Source organism: Nocardia sp. CWNU-33 (assembly GCF_046764895.1).
In the GTDB taxonomy this organism is placed as follows: Bacteria; Actinomycetota; Actinomycetes; order Mycobacteriales; family Mycobacteriaceae; genus Nocardia.
In genome coordinates, this window is record NZ_JBKOQN010000002.1 from 55,610 (window position 1) to 73,637 (window position 18,028).

Genomic DNA, 18,028 nt, shown 5'->3' on the forward strand with positions numbered 1-18,028 from the left:
CGTTCTCCTCATTCATAGGTGATCCGGACCGAGTCGGTGACCGGCACCGCCTGGCAGGCCAGCACATAGCCCTCGGCCAGGTCTTGTTGTTCTAGTACGTCGTTGCGTAGCAGCTTCACTTCACCGTCGACGACCCGGCAGACACAGGCGCTGCAGGCGCCCTCGCGGCAGGAGTAAGGGGCTGCCACACCGCGCGAGAGCAGCACGTCGAGCAGCACGCTGCTGCGCGGCCATGCGAATTCGTTTGTTTCACCGTCGAACTCGACCTCGACGGTGGCGCAGTCCGCGGTATCGAGCACCTCGATCGGAGCCTGCGCGAAGGGATCGCCCGACAGCGAGACGAACTTCTCGACGTGCACCCGATCCCGGTCGACGCCGAGATCGCGGGCCGCGGCGACCACCGCGTCCATGAAAGCACCCGGGCCGCACACGAAGATCTCCCGGTCCGACCACGGCGCGATGAGGTCGGTCAGGTAGCGCGCCGCAGGCACGCCCTGTACCGACTCCAGCCAGTGCAGCACCACAAGGCGCTGCGGATAGGCGGCGGTGAGCGCGCGCAGTTCGTCGGCGAAGATCACCGACTCCTCGTCACGATTGGCATAGATCAGCGTGCAGCGCCCATTGCCCTGTGCCAGTGCGGATTTCAGGATGGACAGCACAGGGGTTATGCCGCTGCCCGCCGCGAAGAGCAACAGATCGGCGTCCAGCGATTCGGGGGTGAATACGCCCGCAGGAGGCAGACTGTCGATGCTCATGCCCGCTGTGGCGTTGTCGCACAACCAGTTCGACCCGTACCCGTCGACGGTTCTCTTGACGGTGACCTTCAGCGGCCCGTTCTCGTGCGGCGCGCTGGACAGCGAATACGAGCGAGCCACCGAGCCCGTTCGGTCACTGGGGATCCGCAAGGTCAGGAACTGGCCGGGTCGGTAGGGCAGCGGCACCCCGGATTCGGCGACCAGCTCCAGCGACATCGCATCGCGCGTCTCCGCGACGACCCGGACCACGCGCAATGCCACCGCGACACCGGGATTCACAGCAGGTCCCGATCTCGGGTGCTCAGGCCGACGGCGCCCGCAGTGACGGCGTTCTCGATGCACGCGCGCAGCGCCGTGCAGCCACGGACTGGGCCGCCGCCGTTGTCGTCGAGTTCCGTGCAATGCCTCGCGGCGGCCGCGCTCCACTGCACGCTGGTGTGCGCGGGGCTGAATTTGACTACCTGGACCCGGATTCCACAGGTCTGGCAGGTGACGGAGTCCATGGCCGTGCCGTTCAGACGCCGCGCTTGGCGGCCAGGTTCTCGGCGACCTCCGCCTCCCACGCAGAAACCGCGCGGGTGGTGTCGACCTCGAATTCGAAGCGATCGGTCATCTTGTCCTCGACCTCGGCAGCGTCCCGGTAGAACTGCTCATACCAGCGCCGCAGCTGGTAAACCGGCCCGTCCTCCTCGCACAACAGCGGATTGTCGATGCGGGTCTTGCGCTTCCAGATCGCGACATCCTGTTCGAAGCCGCGACCGAGCCCGTTCGCGAAACGCACCGCCATCGCGTCGGCCTCCTCCGGCGAGAGACCGGGCCGCTTCTTGACGATCGCGCCGTATTGCAGCACGAACTTGGTGGGCGAGACCGGGTAGTGGCAGTTGATGAGCACCGATTCGACGGTCTGGCCGTTGGACTCGTTGACCAGATTGTCGATCATGTAGGACGGCCCGTAGTAGTGCGCCTCGGATTGCAGCACGTTCTTGCCACCTGCCTCTTTGGCGATCTCGCCCTGCACATCCTCACGGCCGATCGAGGTCATGTACTGACTGGCGATGTGGCCTTCGAAGACGTTCTTGAAGTAGGTCGGGAAGGCGAAGTGCACGTAGAAGAAGTGCGCCATGTCGACCACGTTGTCGATCACCTCGCGGCAGTTCGCGCCATCGATGACGATCTCGTTCCAGGTCCAGTCGCTCCACTCGTCGCTGAACGCACCGTCGATGCGGGGGATGGTGACGTCCTCGGGCGGCGGGTTGCCCTCGGGGTCGTTCCACACGAATAGCTGCTTGTTCTGCTCGAGTGTCACCCAGGACTTGGTGCGGGCCAGTGGCGGCACCCGGCGGCCGTAAGGAATTGCGGCGCATCGCCCGTTGCCCTTCCAGCGCCAGTCGTGGAACGGACATGCGAGGGTATCGCCCTTGATGGTGCCGTCGCCGAGGTTGCCGCCCATGTGCCTGCAGTACGCGTCGAGCACGCTGAGGGGGCCGTCGGTAGCCGCGAAGACCACGAGTTCGGTACCGAACGCGGTGATGGTGTGTGGCTTTCCGTCGCGGAAGCGATCGGCGATGCCGAGACAGTGCCAGCCGCGCGCGTAACGGGCGGGTGGTGCTCCGGTATCGATCACGCGCACCTGGTCGTCGGTGTTCGCGAGGCTCATGATGTCGGTTCCTCCACGGTCGTCGTTGTTTCGATAGTTCGGCGGGTCGGCCGTCGGCGAAAGGCGTGGTCCCACTGATCGGGAGCTTCGGCCCGAGACTGTCCCGCGGCGCTCAGACACTGGTAAGCGGCTGATCGAGTCGGCTTGCGTCGCATTCGCTCGGTCCGGTGCGCTATGGACCGACCGCCTCCGTGGTGCTCATCAGGCGCTCGAATCCGGAGCGATAGAACAGCAGCGGACCCGCGTCGCGGCCCTCGCCGAGCTCGGTCACGTTGCCGATGACGATCGTGTGGTCACCGCCGTCCAGCTCGCCGGCCAGCGTGCAGTCGATCCAGGCGATGGTGCCCGCCAGCAGGGGTGAGCCGTTGGGCGACGGGCTCCACTCGAGACCGGCGAATTTGTCGGGTCCGCTGCGGCCGAGCTGCTTGCAGAGGTCCTGCTGGTCGGCGGCGAGGACATTGACGCAGAACCGTTCGGCGGCGCGGATCCGCGGCCAGGTGGTCGAGGAGCGGGCGGGGAACAATGCCACCGCGGGCGGCTCCAGCGACAGTGCGGAGAACGACTGGCAGGCGAACCCGATCGGTTCGTCGCCGTCGAGTGCGGTGATCGCGGTGACTCCGGTGCAGAACCGGCCGAGGACGGCCTTGAAGTCTAGGGCGACGGCCATGGTGCTCCTAGTTTCGACTAGAAATATTCCGTTTCGTCATGAAGGTAAGCGGCCGCCTCGTATGCCTGTCAATAACCGATTCCGGCTACCGAGAAGATCCGTAGCGATCTACGTAGTTTCCGGGATTCCCTCTCGCCATCGCGGCGGCAATGTGATTGGGGACACAAGTTGGCGTGCCGAAAATGCACATGCCTAATCGAAATACTTCTAAGCTGTATGAGCTACACAATGGAGGTGAGCCATGACGGTCGAGGTGATGACCCACCCCGAGTCCGAAGAGCTGTGGTCGGGAGCGGGCCCCACGACAGCACGGACCAACAATCAACCGCCGGTCTCGATGATCGAGCGAATGACCCTGATCCTAGACGCTTTCGACGGTTCGACGCCGGTCCTGACGCTGCTCGGGCTGGCCGAGCGCACCGGACTGCCCCGCTCGACCGTGCATCGCATCCTGGATCAGATGATCCGGCTGCGCTGGCTGGCGCACGCCCCCGGCGGCTACCGGCTCGGGCTGCGGCCGTTCGAACTCGGCGGACTCGCCGCCGACCACAACGAGATTCGTGACGTGGTGAGCCCCCTGCTGCATGATCTCGCGCAGCGCACCGGCATGGTCGGGCACCTCGGTGTGCTCGACGGCCGCGAGGTGCTCTACCTGGACAAGGCCGGTGGGCGCAGTACCGCGGGCATCCCGACTCGCCTCGGCGGCCGGATGCCCGCGCACAGCACCGGCCTCGGCAAGGCCCTGCTCGCGACGCTGGAACCGAGCATTGTGGAAGCGTCCTTCCGCGACCGCCTGCCCCAGCTGACCCCACGCACCATCTGCGACAGAGCGGAATTGCACCGCGAACTGACCCGCATCAGGCACCGCCAAGGCGTCGCCGTCGACAACGAGGAGTCCGTCACCGGCATCGCCTGCGTCGCGGTCCCCATCCGCGGCCGCGGCGCCGCCGTCGGCGCACTGTCCCTGTCGGGCCAGATCAGCGCCGACCGTCCCGCCCTCGACACCGCCCGCCTGGCGCGGGTCCTTGTCGAGGTTTCCCACGAAGCCGCCCGCGCCCTCTTCCCTCGCCACGCCCGCTGGCGCTGAGCACACCTGTTGGATCGACCCACCCGGCCGACCCACCCGGCCGACCCACGAAACCCGCCCCAGAACACCGGCGCCGCGCTATCGGCAGTAGTGAAATGGTGGCTGCGAAAGCCATACGGCACCACCATCTCACTACCGCCGTTGCCGACAGTGCCTGGAAGGCAACCCAGCAGTCCTTGCGCTGGACGCGGTGTGTGGCTGCTGAGGCTGTGGAGCCACCATCTCACTATCTCCGTCACCGGAAATGCTTGGAGCGCAACCACAGCATTCGATCGGTCACCACCCGGTCTCGATAGCCGCCACACTCGTGTCGATCCACACCCCGTGTGGTCCAGGAGCCCGCCGGACCCACCACCCCGTGTGACAACCGAACACCCCGCGGCTGTACCACGCAGGGTGTTGGGTCGGGGTGGGTAGGGAGATGGCGGGCTGCCGAGGGGCGGCCGCCATCTCCCTGTTTCCGGCGGGGATCAGTAGGCGGTGCCGCCGGTGGCGGGGGTGCGGCCGTGGCGCATGATCAGGGCGATGATCAAGGCGATTGCCGATGCTCCCGCGGCGAACCAGAAGCCCATTTCGTAGCCGTGGTCGGCGAAGACCTGGGGGATGACACTGCCCTGTGGGGGTTGGCCCGCGACGCTCACCTGGGCGGTGATGGGGCTGGCGTTGAGATAGGCGGTGACGATGGCCAGGCCGATGGCCACGCCCATGGATTGCATGACGCCGAGCATGCCGAGGCTGATGCCCTGTTGTTCCTGAGGGACGGCTTCGACCATCAGGATGGGCATGGAGGCGTAGTAGAAGCCGAAGCCGATGCCGAATGCCGCGCTCACCCAGAGGAATACGACCCAGGTGTGGGGGAGGACCGCGTAGCAGACGCCCGCGCTCGCGAACAGGACGAGGGAGAAGACCAAGGGGATGCGGGCGCCGATCTTGCGGGCCAGTGCGCCTGCGGCGGCGCCGCAGATCATGGCGAGCACGGCTTGCAGCAGGGCGATGCGGACCGCGAATTCGAGGAGGGTGAAACCGTTTCCGTAGCTGTAGCCGGGGTCGAGGGCGACCTGAACTGCGGCGGCGGGCATGGGCTGGCCGGTTTGCTGCTGGATCTGGGCGAGGGTCGCCTGCTGGACGCCTGCCGCGACAGTGTCGGAGTTCGGGGTCTGTGTCATGTAGCCGAGTGCGTAGGACTGGACGCCGATGAGGAACGAGGCGAACAGCGCACCGCCGAGTACCAGCGTGACTCGGGGATGGAACAGCAATTTCATATCCATGATCGGGCGGGCGACATTGAGCTCGACCACCACGAACACCACCAGCAGCGCAATGCCGCCGAACAACCAGGCCAGTGTCAGCGGCTTGCTCCATCCCCAATCCTGACCCTTGTCGAGGTAGATCAGGGTGAGTCCGGCGCCCGCCGAGAGCAGGACGGCGCCGAGCACATCGATGCGCTCCTTGACCCGCAGCTTGGACTCGGGCACGACCAACCACACCAGTGGAAGCACCAGCAGGGTAAATCCGGCGAGCACCCAGAAGATGGCACGCCAGCTGTAGTTGTCGACGAGATAGCCGCCGAGCAACGGTCCGCCGATCGCGGAGAAGCCGAGGCCGGTGGCGGTGACACCCAAGCCGAGCGGTACATACTTGCGCGGCATCAGATCTCGGATCAGGCCATACGCGATCACCGCGGTGGCGATGGCGGTGGCCTGCAGGCCGCGCCCGATGAGGAAGATCGCCCAGCTGTCGGTGACGGCGTCCAGTACGCAGCCGAGCATGAAGAGCATGCCGCAGACCAGGAACATCCGCTTCTTGCCCCAGACATCGCTCATCTTGCCGATGAGCGGGGAGGCAGCAGCGCCGATGAGGCCGAAGACGATGATCGCCCAGTTGATGTTCGCGCCGACGCTGGGGAAGGTGGGCGCGATCTTCTGCAACGCGGCCGCAACGATGGTGTATTGCATCGGCGCGACCTCGGTGAACAGCACGATGACCGCGAGGACAGTGAAAATCCTGGCGCGCGACGCGCCGTCGAGTCTGCCGGTGTCGGCATCGGATTCGATTATGCTGCCTGGACTTTCGGCAGTGGTCGGATCTTTGGGAATGGTGGACATGGCCACGCTCCGGTGTTCGGGAACTACGTTCGGGTGCGCAGGAATTGCGTGTTGTGAAACCTGTCACAAGGTTGGGGAATCCGGACCTGGCGAATCCCACTCAACGAGATGTTTCACCCGTTAGGACACTCGGTTCGCAGCGAACTCGCCGCATCCGAGTGTCCATAACGTGCTGGATACCGGTGGGTCCTGCCGGTGCGCCCGTCGTTGGGGGATAGTGGATGCCGATTGCTATCGGTCATCAGCGGATGTGGCTCGCCTGTCAGTGGTGTCTCGGCGTTGCGCCGCCGCCGCCGCGACTACGCATGCAAGCAAACAGCTGCGTGACGCGAAGGGCTGACTTAGTTGATGCGTTTGTCGAAGAGGTGGTTCTTCGCCGACTCGAGGATCCGGATTTGCTGGGTTCGCTGATCCGGACAGAATGATGACGCTTCAGTCCGAGACTGCATCGAAATCGACTAGTGCGGTGTCGGGACGGCGCGCTGCCGGATGCACCTTCTGATGCACGACTCCGGCAATCACGGCGGCAACCGTGACAACTATCGTGAGCATGAGCGGCGTCCATGATGTGGATGAGAACGCCATTGCGCCGATGATAATCAGCAGTATCGCCGTCACCGAATACGACAGGTAGGGGAAACCCCACATCCTTACCGGCAGAGCGGCATTCTCCGAGGCGGATTTCCTGCGGCGCCCGACGATCTGGGTCGCGCAGATGCACAGGTAGACAACAATCGCCACCGCGCCGGAGGAGCTGAGCAGGAACGTGAATACCGCTCCGGTCGGCAGGAAATAGTTTGCGATGACAGCGAGGAATCCGGCACTGGACGCACCGAGGACCGCGTTGACCGGGACACCGCGTCCGGTTACCCGCGTGAGTACACCCGGCCCCTCGCCACGCTGAGACAACGAGAACAACATCCGAGACGACGAGTAGATCCCCGAGTTCAAGCATGACAGCACGGCGGTGAGCACGACCAGATTCATGATGGTTTGCGCGCCGGGAATGTGCAGTGTGTTCAATACCGCCGTGTACGGACTCTTGGTGATCTCAGCGGTATTCCAGGGCATCAACGTAACAACGACCGCGATCGAGCCCACGTAGAAGACGAAGATTCGCCACCCGACGCTGCGCATGCTGCGACGCACCGCGTCGACCGGATCCTTGGCTTCACCGGCAGCGATCGTCACCAGCTCCGTTCCGAAGTACGAGAAGAATACCGTCAACGCTGCGGGCAGGAGCGGAGCCATCCCCGCGGGGAACAAGCCTCCGTTGTCGACCCAATTCGAGGCACCCGGGGAGTCCACGTGTGGCAGTAAGCCGCTGACGGCGGCGACGCCGATAGACATGAATGCGACAATCGCGGCGACTTTGATCATGGCGAACCAGAACTCGAATCGGGCAAATGAGGTGACCTCTGCCAAGTTGACGCCCGTCAGAACGGCCATGAAACCCAGCGCCCATAACCACGTCGGAACTCCGGGTACGAGCTGACTAGCGATCGCGGCCCCGGCGATCGCCTCGAATGCGACCGTGACACACCAGTGATACGAGTACAACCAGCCCACCGCAAGTCCGGCCCACGAACCCAGTTCCCGCGAAGCGTATGTCGAAAACGATCCGGATTCCGGACTGGCTGTCGCCAGTTCGGCGAGCATCCGCATCACCAGGATGACGACCAGGCCCGTGCCCAGATAGACGAACACGATGCCTGGCCCGGCCGACGAGATCACCTTGCCACTACCGACGAACAATCCGGCACCGATGACTCCGCCGATTCCGATCATCGTGAGCTGCCGAGTATTGATGGTGTGCTCGAGTGGCCGAGACGTACGTGACGAAGTTGTCACAGGGACCTTCTTTCGACGAGTGACGTGGTCGACCGATCCGAGGACGCCCCAGGGGAGGGGCCATGCCGGACAGGAAGCATGGGAGTGTTTCGGTGGCGACGCAGCCCGACAGCCCAGATGGCCGGGGTGGATACCCCGAGAAGTGCCGCAGCGACCAGAAATGCCGGGCGGGGATCGTTTTCGGCAAGTTGCGTGAGCAACCCCGCGAGGACCGCCCCCAGCGGAGTCGTGGCCAGCACAACCCACCGCACCGCGCTGGTCACCCGGCCGAGGAGTTCACGCGGGACTATCTGCTGTCGCAGTGTCCGGACCACAATGCTGGCCAGTACATCGGACCAGACCAACACGAGATTGCTCGCCGCAAGCCACCAGACAGTGGGCGCCAGGCCCACCGACGCCAGCGCGACACCGGTAACCAGGGTGGCCGCGACGCACAACGGAACCGGATGGAACCGAGCGATGAGTGCGGGAGCAGTCGCCGCGCCGAGCACGCCACCGAGTCCGCCGCCCGCCACAACCAAGCCGACCAGCCACGGCGCGGCGCTCAAATAGTCGCGAGCGAAGAACACCACGAGCGTCGCGGCACCGAGACAAAGATTTGCGACGACGGCCAGGACCGCAAGCGACACCAGGATCGAGGTGGTCGCGAGATAGCGCAGACCATTACGGAATTCGGCCCCGAACCGACGCCACGGCGCCCAGCCGTGGGGGTCGGAAATCCGGGTCGCGCGGCGGGAGGCCCCCCACAGCGTCGCAAGTGACACCACGAACGTGCCCGCGTTCACCAGTAGCGCAGCGCCCAATCCGACACTGACAGCGAGCAACCCGACAGCCATCGGTCCGAGCAGAATCGACGATTGACTCGCGGATTCGAGAAAAGAGTTGGCACGCACAAGTTCTCGATCTCGACAGAGGTCGCGGACCGCGACCGCCAGCGCAGTCTCGAAGAACACTCCGGCAACGCCCGAAATAAACGCAAGCGCAAGAATGACCCCGACCGAGTCGCTCCCGCTGACCGAAAGTCCGAACAGCGTCGCGAAGATGGCCACCCGCACTATGTCGGCGGCAATGAGAACATGCCAGGGATTGGCGCGATCGATCAACGGGCCAGCGGGCAGCCCCGCGACCAGGTAGCCGACCGCGCGGGGCACCGAGGCCAGCGCCGCTGCCGCCGGGTTGTGCGTCAGTTCCAGCACCAACAGCGGGATCGCCAGAATAGCCAGCCCATCGCCGAGCAGTGAAACTGCTTGACCCGCAAGGAATAGTCGGGTTCCGCCGAGTCGAATCAGAGCGACCATGTGTGGCCGACCAACTGCTCCAGCCTGCAACCGAAGGAGATCTTCTCCTGCCATTGCAGCGTTCCGTAATTGAGGCTCGTTATCCCACGCCGCAACGCGGCCTCGACCTCGCCGTAGAACACCAGCAGAAAGTAGGCGCCGCGAGCCTCGGGAAGCTGCCCGGACCAAAGCCCCCGCAACGTGTCACCATGGCGCAGCCCCAATGTGAAGCCAACCATCTGGTCGCCACGCCGGAGGGTGGTCAGTGCCCGGTCCGCTGGTGGATAGTTGCGGACAATTCGGTCTATGGTCGCCAGCTGGGCGTCCCGGTCATCGGCCGAATGATGGTATTTGCGAAGCAATCCCATCCGTAGCTCCAGAACTTCCTCGCGAACCTCGCTCAGGTCCTCCTCACCGAGGGTCATTCCGGTCTCGTCCAACCAGCGCAGCAACCGACGCAGTCCCGCGCGCCGCCCGCCCCCCAGTTGCGTCAGATATTCCTCCATGCTGCCGAATGTCACCGGCATGACGCAGGTCGGGTACAGCTGTACCGGCCGTGCACCGAACTCTTCCAAGGCGCGCTGCAGGATCTTTTGCCGCTCAGGAACATAGAGGAACGACACCGACCGAGCACCCTGCTGCCCAGCCCAGGTGTCCATGGCTCGCAGGGTTCCGGCCAGCAGATCCGGGTCGGTCGCACCAGGCCCCGCGGGCACGCAGGTGTAGCCGGGCAGCAATGCCAACACGGCTGGATAAAGCGATTCGCTATCGGGCGCCTTGGACAGGAGTGCAGGGCGCGGCTCCAGCGATGGGATATCTCCACGGAGGACAGCCGCGATGTCGTAGCGCGGCTCTTCCGGAGGGGTTTTCAATAGCCGGGTGTGCAGCCCGATCTGCGGCTGACCATCTACATGGGCGACCAGCCAGCGTGGTTCGCCGGGTAACAGCGGAGCCATCGCCTCCAGCCATTGCGGCGATACCTCGAAATCCGCAGTCGAGGCCGCCAGCGAATCCCATTCCGGGGGGCGGATTTCGGACGTTGTCAGTGTCACCTGCATTACTCACCACAGATTCTGATGGACAGGCAGGAGCTGACGATATCGCCGACCTGCCGTTATCTAACGTGCCGCTAACTGGTGACACTTTATCAAGCGCGCCGTCATATCATGGCAGAATCGGTGAGTCCTGTTCGGCATCCGTGAGCGTCGCCGGATCGGCAGGCCACCAGGTCGGTGGCGCCGAGAATGATCGGGCCGTTGAGGAACTACTCCGCTACCTATCGGAATGTGTGACGCCAACCGAGAACCGGGCCATCACCTCGCTGACGTTCAACCGGGGGAGCAGCGATTGCACTAGTGCCGATAGCCAATTTTCGACTCATCGGGCAAAAGCGCCGGGATCACGGAGCCGAGCACTGGCTCCAGGTCGTCCAGCCAGTGTGCGGTCGGGTCGTAGCCTGCGAAAAACTGCTGCCCGACGTGGTCCGGATCCCGGGCTTGCAGCATGCGCAGGGCAAGCACTTTCCTGCCCATGATGGTGGGGGCGCCGTCGATCAGCACCTTGCCGATTCGGGTGGACATCACCGGGCCGCGGGCGGTTCGGGCCAGCCCGGACACCCTCCTCATGGCTTCGGAGTAGATGTCCAACCCCTTGGTCAGCGGAACCTCGAAGTAGCTGCGGGCGCCGGTGTCCCGCTCGACGAACATGTAGTACGGGACCACTCCGAACTCGACCAGCCGCTGCCACATATCTGCCCAGGCTTCGGCCTCGTCATTGACGTGCGCGATCAGCGGCGCCTGTGCCCTGATTACCGCGCCGGTGGCCCGCACTCTGGCGATCGCCCGCTGAACAGTGGTGGTCTGCAATTCCCGTGCATGGGAGAAGTGCGCCATCACCGCGACGTGACGGCCGACTGCGACACATCGCTCGAACAGCCTGAGCAGGTCGTCGGCATCCGTGCCTGCGGTGAACCGGGCGGGCCAGTAGGACAGCGCCTTTGTCCCGAACCGCAGCGTACGGATCCGCTCCTGGTTCGGTGTCAGCAGTGGATCGACCCAACGACGCAGCACCGCCGTCTTCATGATCATCGGGTCACCACCGGTGAACAGCACATCGGTGACCTCCGGATGCCGCTGCAAATAGGCGACCATGGTGGCAGGCGCCGAGAGCGCCTGTCGGGTTTCGGAGCCGACGAACTGGGCCCAGCGGAAGCAGTAGCCACAGTACGCATGACAGGTCTGCCCCTGGGACGGAAACACCAACACCGTCTCGCGGTATTTGTGTTGCAGACCGAGCACCGGTTGCCCATCCAACCTTGGGATGTTGGCGTCGATCTGACCGCCGGGATGCGGATTGAGCCGGCTGCGAGCCTCAGCAGCGACCTTGCTGAGCACATCCCGCGAAGAGCCTGCATCGTGGAGTTCGGCGATGCTCGCAAACAATTGCGGAGGCAGCATGTCCCGGTGCGGAAACGTGAGCCGGAACATCGGGTCGTCCGGTGCCGCCGCCCAGTCGATCAGCTCCTCTGCGACATAGTCGTTCACCCGAAACGGCAGCACCGAGGACACAACGCGCAGGTCACGAAGGTAGTCGTCGGGCAGGCCGTGACGGTGGGCCAGTTCGGCAAGTCGGTCGCCGCTGTAGATTTTCATCTGACTGTCAGCTCCCCTTCTGCGGCGTTTCGGAGGCCACCGGAAAGGGCAGCAAGGCGACCCCGCCGCCATGCACCTCATTTAACGTGCCGCCATACAACGTTACTTTAATAAGCGTGCCGTTAAATCGTGATGAGAATCTGTAAATCGCCTCGAGGAGCTCGACGATGCGCCACCGCAGCGTCTCCAAGTACTGATGCGATCTCGCAGATGGGTCTCGAGGCTCAACGTGCCCACCTCCGCAGAGGCCCACGCCCTGCATCGGTGAGTTGGACTCGCCGAGTGCAAGGACGGCGGAACTGCACATTGAGCGGGGCGAATTCGCTGTGGAATAGTGTCCTAACACCCGGAATATGCCTAAGAGATATAGTCCTACCGTGACCGATGCCAAGCCTGCCTCCGCAGAGGCCGGGATTCCCGATCTGCCCACGACCAGCTGGGCCGTGCTCGGAATGCTCTCGCACGCCGACGAACTCTCCGGCTACGACCTGAAGAAATGGGCCGATTGGAGCCTGCAATTCTTCTACTGGAGCCCGTCGTTCAGCCAGATCTACGCCGAGCTCAAGCGGCTGGAGAAGCATGGCTACGCCACCTCGCGCACCGTCCTGCAGGACGACGGCGTGCGCGGCAAGCGGATGTACGCGATCACCGACGCCGGCCGCGCGGCGGCGGCGCAGTGGGTGAATCACGCGCCGGTGGAGGCGCCCGTGCTCAAGCACAGCGTGATGCTGCGGGCCTGGCTCGGCCATCTCGCCGAACCCGAGCGGCTGCGCGGCATTCTGACCGAGCACATCGGCTACGCCGAGAAGATGCGCAAGCTGGCCGAGGTCGATGCCGAGGGCGCCGATGAGAACCCCGACTGGGCCTACCCGGGCGCTGTGCTGCGGTGGTGTGTCCGCCACTACGAGGCCGAGCGCGATTTCGCGCAGGAGCTCCTCGCCGATGTCGACAAGCTCGCTGCCGGGCAACCGCAGAAGCGGGCTCCGAAAGCCAAGGGTAAACGCGCTTCCTGAGCTGTCCACTCAGCGGGACTGCCTCTTCCTATGACTAACAGATATATATCTACTAGGCATATAGGAGGTGGTCATGGGTACCGAATTCGTGCGGCAGCGGTCGTTGGACACGATCGAGGCGGCGCTCGCCGCGCTCGCGGCGGGTAGCATGGTCGTGGTCGTCGATGACGAAAACCGGGAGAACGAAGGCGATTTGGTGCTCGCTGCCGAATTGGCGACGCCGGAGACCATCGCCTTCATGGTGCGCCACACCAGCGGTGTGCTGTGTGCGCCACTGGCGGGCGCGGACCTCGATCGGCTCCGACTGCCACCGATGACAGCGGTCAACGAGGATCCCAAGGGCACTGCGTACACCGTGTCGGTCGATGCGTCTTCCGGTGTGACAACGGGCATTTCGGCCGCCGATCGGGCTCGCACCGTGCAGCTGCTCGCCGATCCACGCACCGGTTATGACGAGCTGACCAGGCCGGGGCACGTGTTCCCGCTGCGCGCGCACCCCGGCGGTGTACTCGGCCGCGCCGGCCACACCGAGGCTGCCGTCGATCTGACCAGGCTCGCGGGGCTGCGGCCCGCCGGTGTGATCGCCGAAATCGTGCTCGACGACGGATCGATGGCGCGGCTGCCCGACCTGCTCGACTTCGCCGCTGCGCACGGTCTGCCGATCATTTCTATTGCCGATCTGATCGACTACCGCCGCCGCGTCGAGCGCACACTCACCAGGGTCGTGGAGACCCGGCTGCCTACCAGATTCGGTGAGTTCCGGGTGCTCGGCTATCGCGACGACCTCACCGGAACCGAAACCCTCGCCTTGGTCTTCGGCGAGCCGCGCCGCGATTCGGCACTGGTGCGGTTGCATTCGGAGTGCCTCACCGGCGACGCACTCGGCTCACTGCGCTGTGACTGCGGCGATCAGCTCGATGCCGCGATGCGTGCGGTCGCGGCGGAGGGCAGCGGTGTGGTCGTGTACCTGCGCGGCCAAGAGGGGCGCGGCATCGGTCTGCTGAACAAGTTGCGTGCCTACGAATTACAGGATCGTGGCGCCGATACCGTCGAGGCCAACCTTGCGCTCGGGTTGCCGGTGGATGCCCGTCGGTATGCGGCGGGTGCACAGGTACTCGCCGATCTCGGCATCCGATCGGTACGGCTGCTGAGCAACAACCCGGCCAAGGCGGCCGGATTGGTGGAGCACGGTATCACTGTGGTGCGGCGGCTGCCGCTCCAGTCGACCCCGACCGAACACAACATTCGCTACCTGCGCGCCAAACGGGACCGGATGGACCACCAGCTCTCCGAGGTGGATACGGTGCCGGAACGGGCTACTTCGTAAACGGTGGTGCTCCGGATCTTTTCCGGCTCGCACCGCTGTGGCCGAGGTGAATGCTGGCTATTTGCGGCAAGATTGCCGCGCTGTGGGTGTTTCCCTGCGAAGATTTTCGTTCGAGACCTGTGTTGCCGTTTCAACTGCTTTCCTGATGCAGTCAGGATGGACAGTCCGCGAGTTGGGTGAGCCGGAAGCCGGGGACAGCGGTGCACCGATTACCGATCAAGCAAGCACACTTCCGCTCGGGTTGGCTGTGGTCGACCCTCGGGGCGATGGTGGCGGCTGCCGGGGTGGTGGTCTGGGTGACACGGCCTGTACCCGCGTGGTGCGACACCACACACGCCGTCAGCGAAGACCTTACGACGGCACGAATACCGATGGCTACCAGTAGTTCCGGTTTCGCAGCGCGGCACACGCAGTACCCACCCGATCCCGGTGTGTCCGGCGAGGCGCGATACTACGAGTTCAGTCAGGGCGTGGCCTGTTCTTTTCCGGCCCTGCCTTTGGACGGCTTCTACGTCGGGGTGTCCACGCAGGAGTACGGCAACGCCGACCTGTGCGGCGCCTACCTCGATGTGCACGGCCCGCGCGGCGATGTCCGCGCGCTCATCGCCGACCGCTGTCCCGGATGCGCTCCGGGACAACTGGATCTGAGCGCCGCCGCCTTCGAGCAGATCGCCGAGCAGTCCGATGGCGTCGCTCAGGTCGGCTACACGGTCGTCCGTGACCCGGATCCCGCGCCCGAACTGTTCTACGAGGTGAAACCGGACTCCTCGGCGCAGTGGCTGGCCATCCTGGTGAGCGGATCTGGAAATCCCATCCAGCGCGTCGCGATCCGGCCGACCACTGGCGGTGGCTGGCAGGAACTCAACCGCGGGAGGGACAACTACTGGACGATTTCGGGTGCGGGACCGGGACCGTTCTCGGCTCGGGTTATCGATGTATACGGGCACCAGGTGGAGGTGTCGGGGATCTCGCTGGAGCCTGGGCAGCGGTTCACCGGTATACAGCTGTATTCGGTCGCGTCGGTGGCGGCTCCGCCGACGGCTTCGGCTCCGATCGCAGCAGCACCGGCACCGAGCATCCGGGCCGTGCAGACGTCGGGCCGGGCCTCGGGCTGTCGGCCCTGACAGGCGGAAACGGTTGCGGTCAGGCGAGTTTCGTGGCCAATGCGCGACCGGCAGCCCGACCGGAGAAGATGCAACCACCGAGGAACGTGCCCTCGAGCGCGTTGTAGCCGTGTACGCCGCCACCGCCGAACCCGGCGACCTCGCCCGCGGCGTAGAGCCCGGGCAGGACGGTGCCGTCCTCGCGCATCACCTGCGAGTCGAGGTTGGTCTGCAGGCCGCCGAGCGTCTTGCGAGTGAGGATATTCAGCCGCACCGCGATCAACGGTCCGTGCGCGGGATCGAGGATGCGGTGCGGCTTGGCCACCCGGCCCGCCTTGTCCCCAAAGTATTGGCGCGCGTTGGTGATCGCCATCAGCTGTGCGTCCTTGGAGTACTTGTTGGCCAGTTCGCGGTCGCGGGCGACGATCTGGCGTTCCAGCTCGTCGTGGTCCAGGTGCGGACCGCGCGCGATCTTGTTCATGCCGTCGACCAATTCGCGCAGCGTGTCGGCAACCACGAAATCGACACCGTGCTGCTTGAACGCTTCGACCGGTCCGGGTGCGCCCTTGGCCACCCGGCTCTTGAGCGTGAGTTTGAGGTCCTTGCCGGTGATGTCCGGGTTCTGTTCGGAACCCGAGAGCGCGAACTCTTTCTCGATGATCGACTGGGTGAGCACGAACCAGGAGTAGTCGTGGCCGGTGGCCAGAATCTCCTTCATCGTGGAGTTGGTGTCGAAACCCGGGAAACATGGTGCGGGCAAACGCTTTCCATTGGCGTCGAACCACAGTGACGAGGGGCCGGGAATGATCCGGATGGCGTGGTCGGGCCAGATCGGGTCCCAGTTGATGATGCCCTCGGTGTAGTGCCACATGCGGTCACGGTTGACGATCGCGCCGCCCGCGGACTCGGTGATGCCGAGCATCCGGCCGTCGACGTGCGCGGGCACGCCGGAGATGAGGGTCTCGGGGCAGGGTCCGAGCCGGTCGGTCGGCCAGTTGCGGCGGATCAGTTCGTGATTGTGGCCGATGCCCCCGGAGGTCACGATTACCGCCTTCGCGCGGAACTCGAAGTCGCCGACCACGTTTCGTGACGAGGCCTTGCCGCGCTCCAGATCGGTGTCCTCCAGCACGCTGCCGCGCACACCGACAACGGAGCCGTCCTCGACGATCAGCTCATCGACCTGATGGCGGAAACTGAAGCCGACCAGGCCGCGGCGCTCGCCGTCGAGCACCGGTTCCTGGAACACCCGCACCACCTCCGGGCCGGTGCCCCAGGTCAGGTGGAAGCGGGGCACCGAATTGCCGTGACCGTCGGCGAATGCCCCGCCGCGTTCGGCCCAGCCGACCAGCGGTGTCACGCGTAAACCCAAGTCACGCAGATAATCCCGCTTCTCGGTGGCGGCGAATCGGACATACGCTTGCGCCCACCGGCGGGCCCAGTGGTCCTCGGCGTCGCGGTCGAAGCCCGCCGAGCCGAGCCAGTCTTGCAGGGCCAGCTCGTAGGAGTCCTTGATGCCGAGGCGTCGCTGCTCCGGGCTATCGACAAAGAACAGTCCACCGAGCGACCAGAACGCCTGCCCGCCGAGGTTGTTGCGGTTCTCCTGGTCCAGGACATGCACCGTGCGGCCCGCCTTGACCAGCTCGTGGGTTGCCACGAGCCCGGCGAGGCCCGCGCCGACGACGATGACGTCTGCCTCTTGCGCGAATTCGGGACTGCGGTTGGCCATGTTCATCCTTCGGTTGCGGTGCTGGGTTCGGTCGTTGTGCTGTAGGCCAGTACGACGTGGCACAGGAGTTCGGTGCGTCGGCGGCGCACCCGACGACTGCGTGGTTCCATCAGGACCTGCACGGTAGTGCCGTCGTGCACGGCGACGAGGGCTTGCCCGAGTGCGGCCGGGTCGGGGACGGTGCGCCCGACGCGGGCCAGTGCGGCGACGATGGTCGGTATCAGCGCCGCGACGATCGCTTCCTCGCGGGCGGCCATCACCTGTCGCAGCGCCGGGGTGCGCAGTGCGTGAGTGGTGAACTCGGCGGTGATGCGGTACCAGGCCTCGTCGATCCGCACCGCACGATCGAGGCGTTCGACCGCCGCGCGCAGGTCGGTCACGCCCTCGACCGAGAATTCGTCGAGAGTGGCCCGGACACCGCCGAGCATGGCCGCGGACCGCTGCTCCCACATCGCGAGAAACAGCTCGTCGAGCGAGGAGAAATTGGAGTAGAACGCGCCTCGGGTGAATCCTGCGCGGTCACACACGCGCTCGACAGTGGAACGGCCGAAGCCGTCCTCGGCGAAGACTTCGTAGGCGGCTGTGAGCAGGCGGTTTTTGGTTTCGATTCGTCGGCGGGTGACCCGTTTCGCTGGGTTCGCCGCAGCTGTGGGCGATGCCAAGGCGAACCTCCTTCTGCTGGACCGGCTGACTGGATCTTGGATACATGAATGTATCCGATACAGAAATGTATCAGAAGCGGGTGCCGCGAATTCGGGAAATCGAATGGGTAGGGTCGAACTCAGACTGTTGTCTCGGCGCGTGCCGGG

At 65.0% G+C, this 18,028-nt stretch carries 16 protein-coding genes; 4 read left to right on the plus strand and 12 right to left on the minus strand.

All coding sequences use genetic code 11. From position 1 onward, the window contains the following. Window positions 1-8: 8 nt before the first annotated feature. The 4 genes from ACLMAL_RS02545 to ACLMAL_RS02560 form a co-directional block, all read right to left on the minus strand. A complete protein-coding gene (locus tag ACLMAL_RS02545; RefSeq protein WP_411997876.1) occupies window positions 9-971 on the minus strand; it encodes a 2Fe-2S iron-sulfur cluster-binding protein in 963 nt (320 codons plus the stop codon). 59 nt (window positions 972-1,030) lie between these two features. Continuing rightward, on the minus strand, window positions 1,031-1,258 hold the full coding sequence (locus ACLMAL_RS02550; RefSeq protein ID WP_328400000.1) for a hypothetical protein: 228 nt from the start codon (window positions 1,256-1,258) through the stop codon (window positions 1,031-1,033). An 11-nt stretch (window positions 1,259-1,269) separates the two neighbouring features. Beyond that, window positions 1,270-2,412 (minus strand): Rieske 2Fe-2S domain-containing protein, encoded by a 1,143-nt coding sequence (locus ACLMAL_RS02555; protein WP_411997588.1) that lies wholly within the window; start codon window positions 2,410-2,412, stop codon window positions 1,270-1,272. A 172-nt stretch (window positions 2,413-2,584) separates the two neighbouring features. After that, on the minus strand, window positions 2,585-3,079 hold the full coding sequence (locus ACLMAL_RS02560) for a flavin reductase family protein (protein WP_411997589.1): 495 nt from the start codon (window positions 3,077-3,079) through the stop codon (window positions 2,585-2,587). A 241-nt stretch (window positions 3,080-3,320) separates the two neighbouring features. Between ACLMAL_RS02560 and ACLMAL_RS02565 the strand changes: the two genes are divergently transcribed. After that, window positions 3,321-4,166 (plus strand): IclR family transcriptional regulator, encoded by an 846-nt coding sequence (locus tag ACLMAL_RS02565; protein ID WP_411997590.1) that lies wholly within the window; start codon window positions 3,321-3,323, stop codon window positions 4,164-4,166. A 470-nt stretch (window positions 4,167-4,636) separates the two neighbouring features. Here the strand turns inward: ACLMAL_RS02565 and ACLMAL_RS02570 are convergent, their stop codons facing one another. The 6 genes from ACLMAL_RS02570 to ACLMAL_RS02595 all read right to left on the minus strand — a co-directional run bounded on the left by ACLMAL_RS02570 (window position 4,637) and on the right by ACLMAL_RS02595 (window position 12,240). Then, a complete protein-coding gene (locus tag ACLMAL_RS02570; protein WP_411997591.1) occupies window positions 4,637-6,271 on the minus strand; it encodes an MFS transporter in 1,635 nt (544 codons plus the stop codon). Window positions 6,272-6,703: 432 nt separating this feature from the next. Continuing rightward, on the minus strand, window positions 6,704-8,122 hold the full coding sequence (locus ACLMAL_RS02575; protein ID WP_411997592.1) for an amino acid permease: 1,419 nt from the start codon (window positions 8,120-8,122) through the stop codon (window positions 6,704-6,706). After that, window positions 8,119-9,420 (minus strand): MFS transporter, encoded by a 1,302-nt coding sequence (locus ACLMAL_RS02580; RefSeq protein ID WP_411997593.1) that lies wholly within the window; start codon window positions 9,418-9,420, stop codon window positions 8,119-8,121. Before ACLMAL_RS02580 ends, ACLMAL_RS02575 begins: the two co-directional genes overlap by 4 nt. Continuing rightward, entirely contained in the window at window positions 9,408-10,451 is a 1,044-nt protein-coding gene (locus ACLMAL_RS02585) for a GNAT family N-acetyltransferase (protein ID WP_411997594.1), read from the minus strand. Before ACLMAL_RS02585 ends, ACLMAL_RS02580 begins: the two co-directional genes overlap by 13 nt. Before the next feature lie 300 nt (window positions 10,452-10,751). Continuing rightward, window positions 10,752-12,050 (minus strand): KamA family radical SAM protein, encoded by a 1,299-nt coding sequence (locus ACLMAL_RS02590; RefSeq protein WP_411997595.1) that lies wholly within the window; start codon window positions 12,048-12,050, stop codon window positions 10,752-10,754. A 7-nt stretch (window positions 12,051-12,057) separates the two neighbouring features. Beyond that, window positions 12,058-12,240: a hypothetical protein gene (locus ACLMAL_RS02595; RefSeq protein WP_411997596.1), complete on the minus strand. Its 183-nt coding sequence runs from the start codon at window positions 12,238-12,240 to the stop codon at window positions 12,058-12,060. A gap of 187 nt (window positions 12,241-12,427) precedes the next feature. Between ACLMAL_RS02595 and ACLMAL_RS02600 the strand changes: the two genes are divergently transcribed. From ACLMAL_RS02600 to ACLMAL_RS02610, 3 genes are all read left to right on the plus strand, one after another. Further along, on the plus strand, window positions 12,428-13,063 hold the full coding sequence (locus tag ACLMAL_RS02600; RefSeq protein WP_411997597.1) for a PadR family transcriptional regulator: 636 nt from the start codon (window positions 12,428-12,430) through the stop codon (window positions 13,061-13,063). Window positions 13,064-13,136: 73 nt separating this feature from the next. Continuing rightward, on the plus strand, window positions 13,137-14,390 hold the full coding sequence (locus ACLMAL_RS02605; protein WP_411997598.1) for a bifunctional 3,4-dihydroxy-2-butanone-4-phosphate synthase/GTP cyclohydrolase II: 1,254 nt from the start codon (window positions 13,137-13,139) through the stop codon (window positions 14,388-14,390). A 371-nt stretch (window positions 14,391-14,761) separates the two neighbouring features. Beyond that, complete coding sequence (locus ACLMAL_RS02610; protein ID WP_411997599.1) at window positions 14,762-15,514, plus strand: expansin EXLX1 family cellulose-binding protein; 753 nt, start codon at window positions 14,762-14,764, stop codon at window positions 15,512-15,514. Window positions 15,515-15,533: 19 nt separating this feature from the next. Here the strand turns inward: ACLMAL_RS02610 and ACLMAL_RS02615 are convergent, their stop codons facing one another. Both ACLMAL_RS02615 and ACLMAL_RS02620 read right to left on the minus strand, forming a co-directional pair. After that, window positions 15,534-17,225 (minus strand): FAD-binding dehydrogenase, encoded by a 1,692-nt coding sequence (locus ACLMAL_RS02615; protein WP_411997600.1) that lies wholly within the window; start codon window positions 17,223-17,225, stop codon window positions 15,534-15,536. Beyond that, a complete protein-coding gene (locus ACLMAL_RS02620; RefSeq protein WP_411997601.1) occupies window positions 17,222-17,881 on the minus strand; it encodes a TetR/AcrR family transcriptional regulator in 660 nt (219 codons plus the stop codon). The genes ACLMAL_RS02615 and ACLMAL_RS02620 overlap by 4 nt, the downstream gene beginning before the upstream one ends. Window positions 17,882-18,028 lie beyond the last annotated feature (147 nt).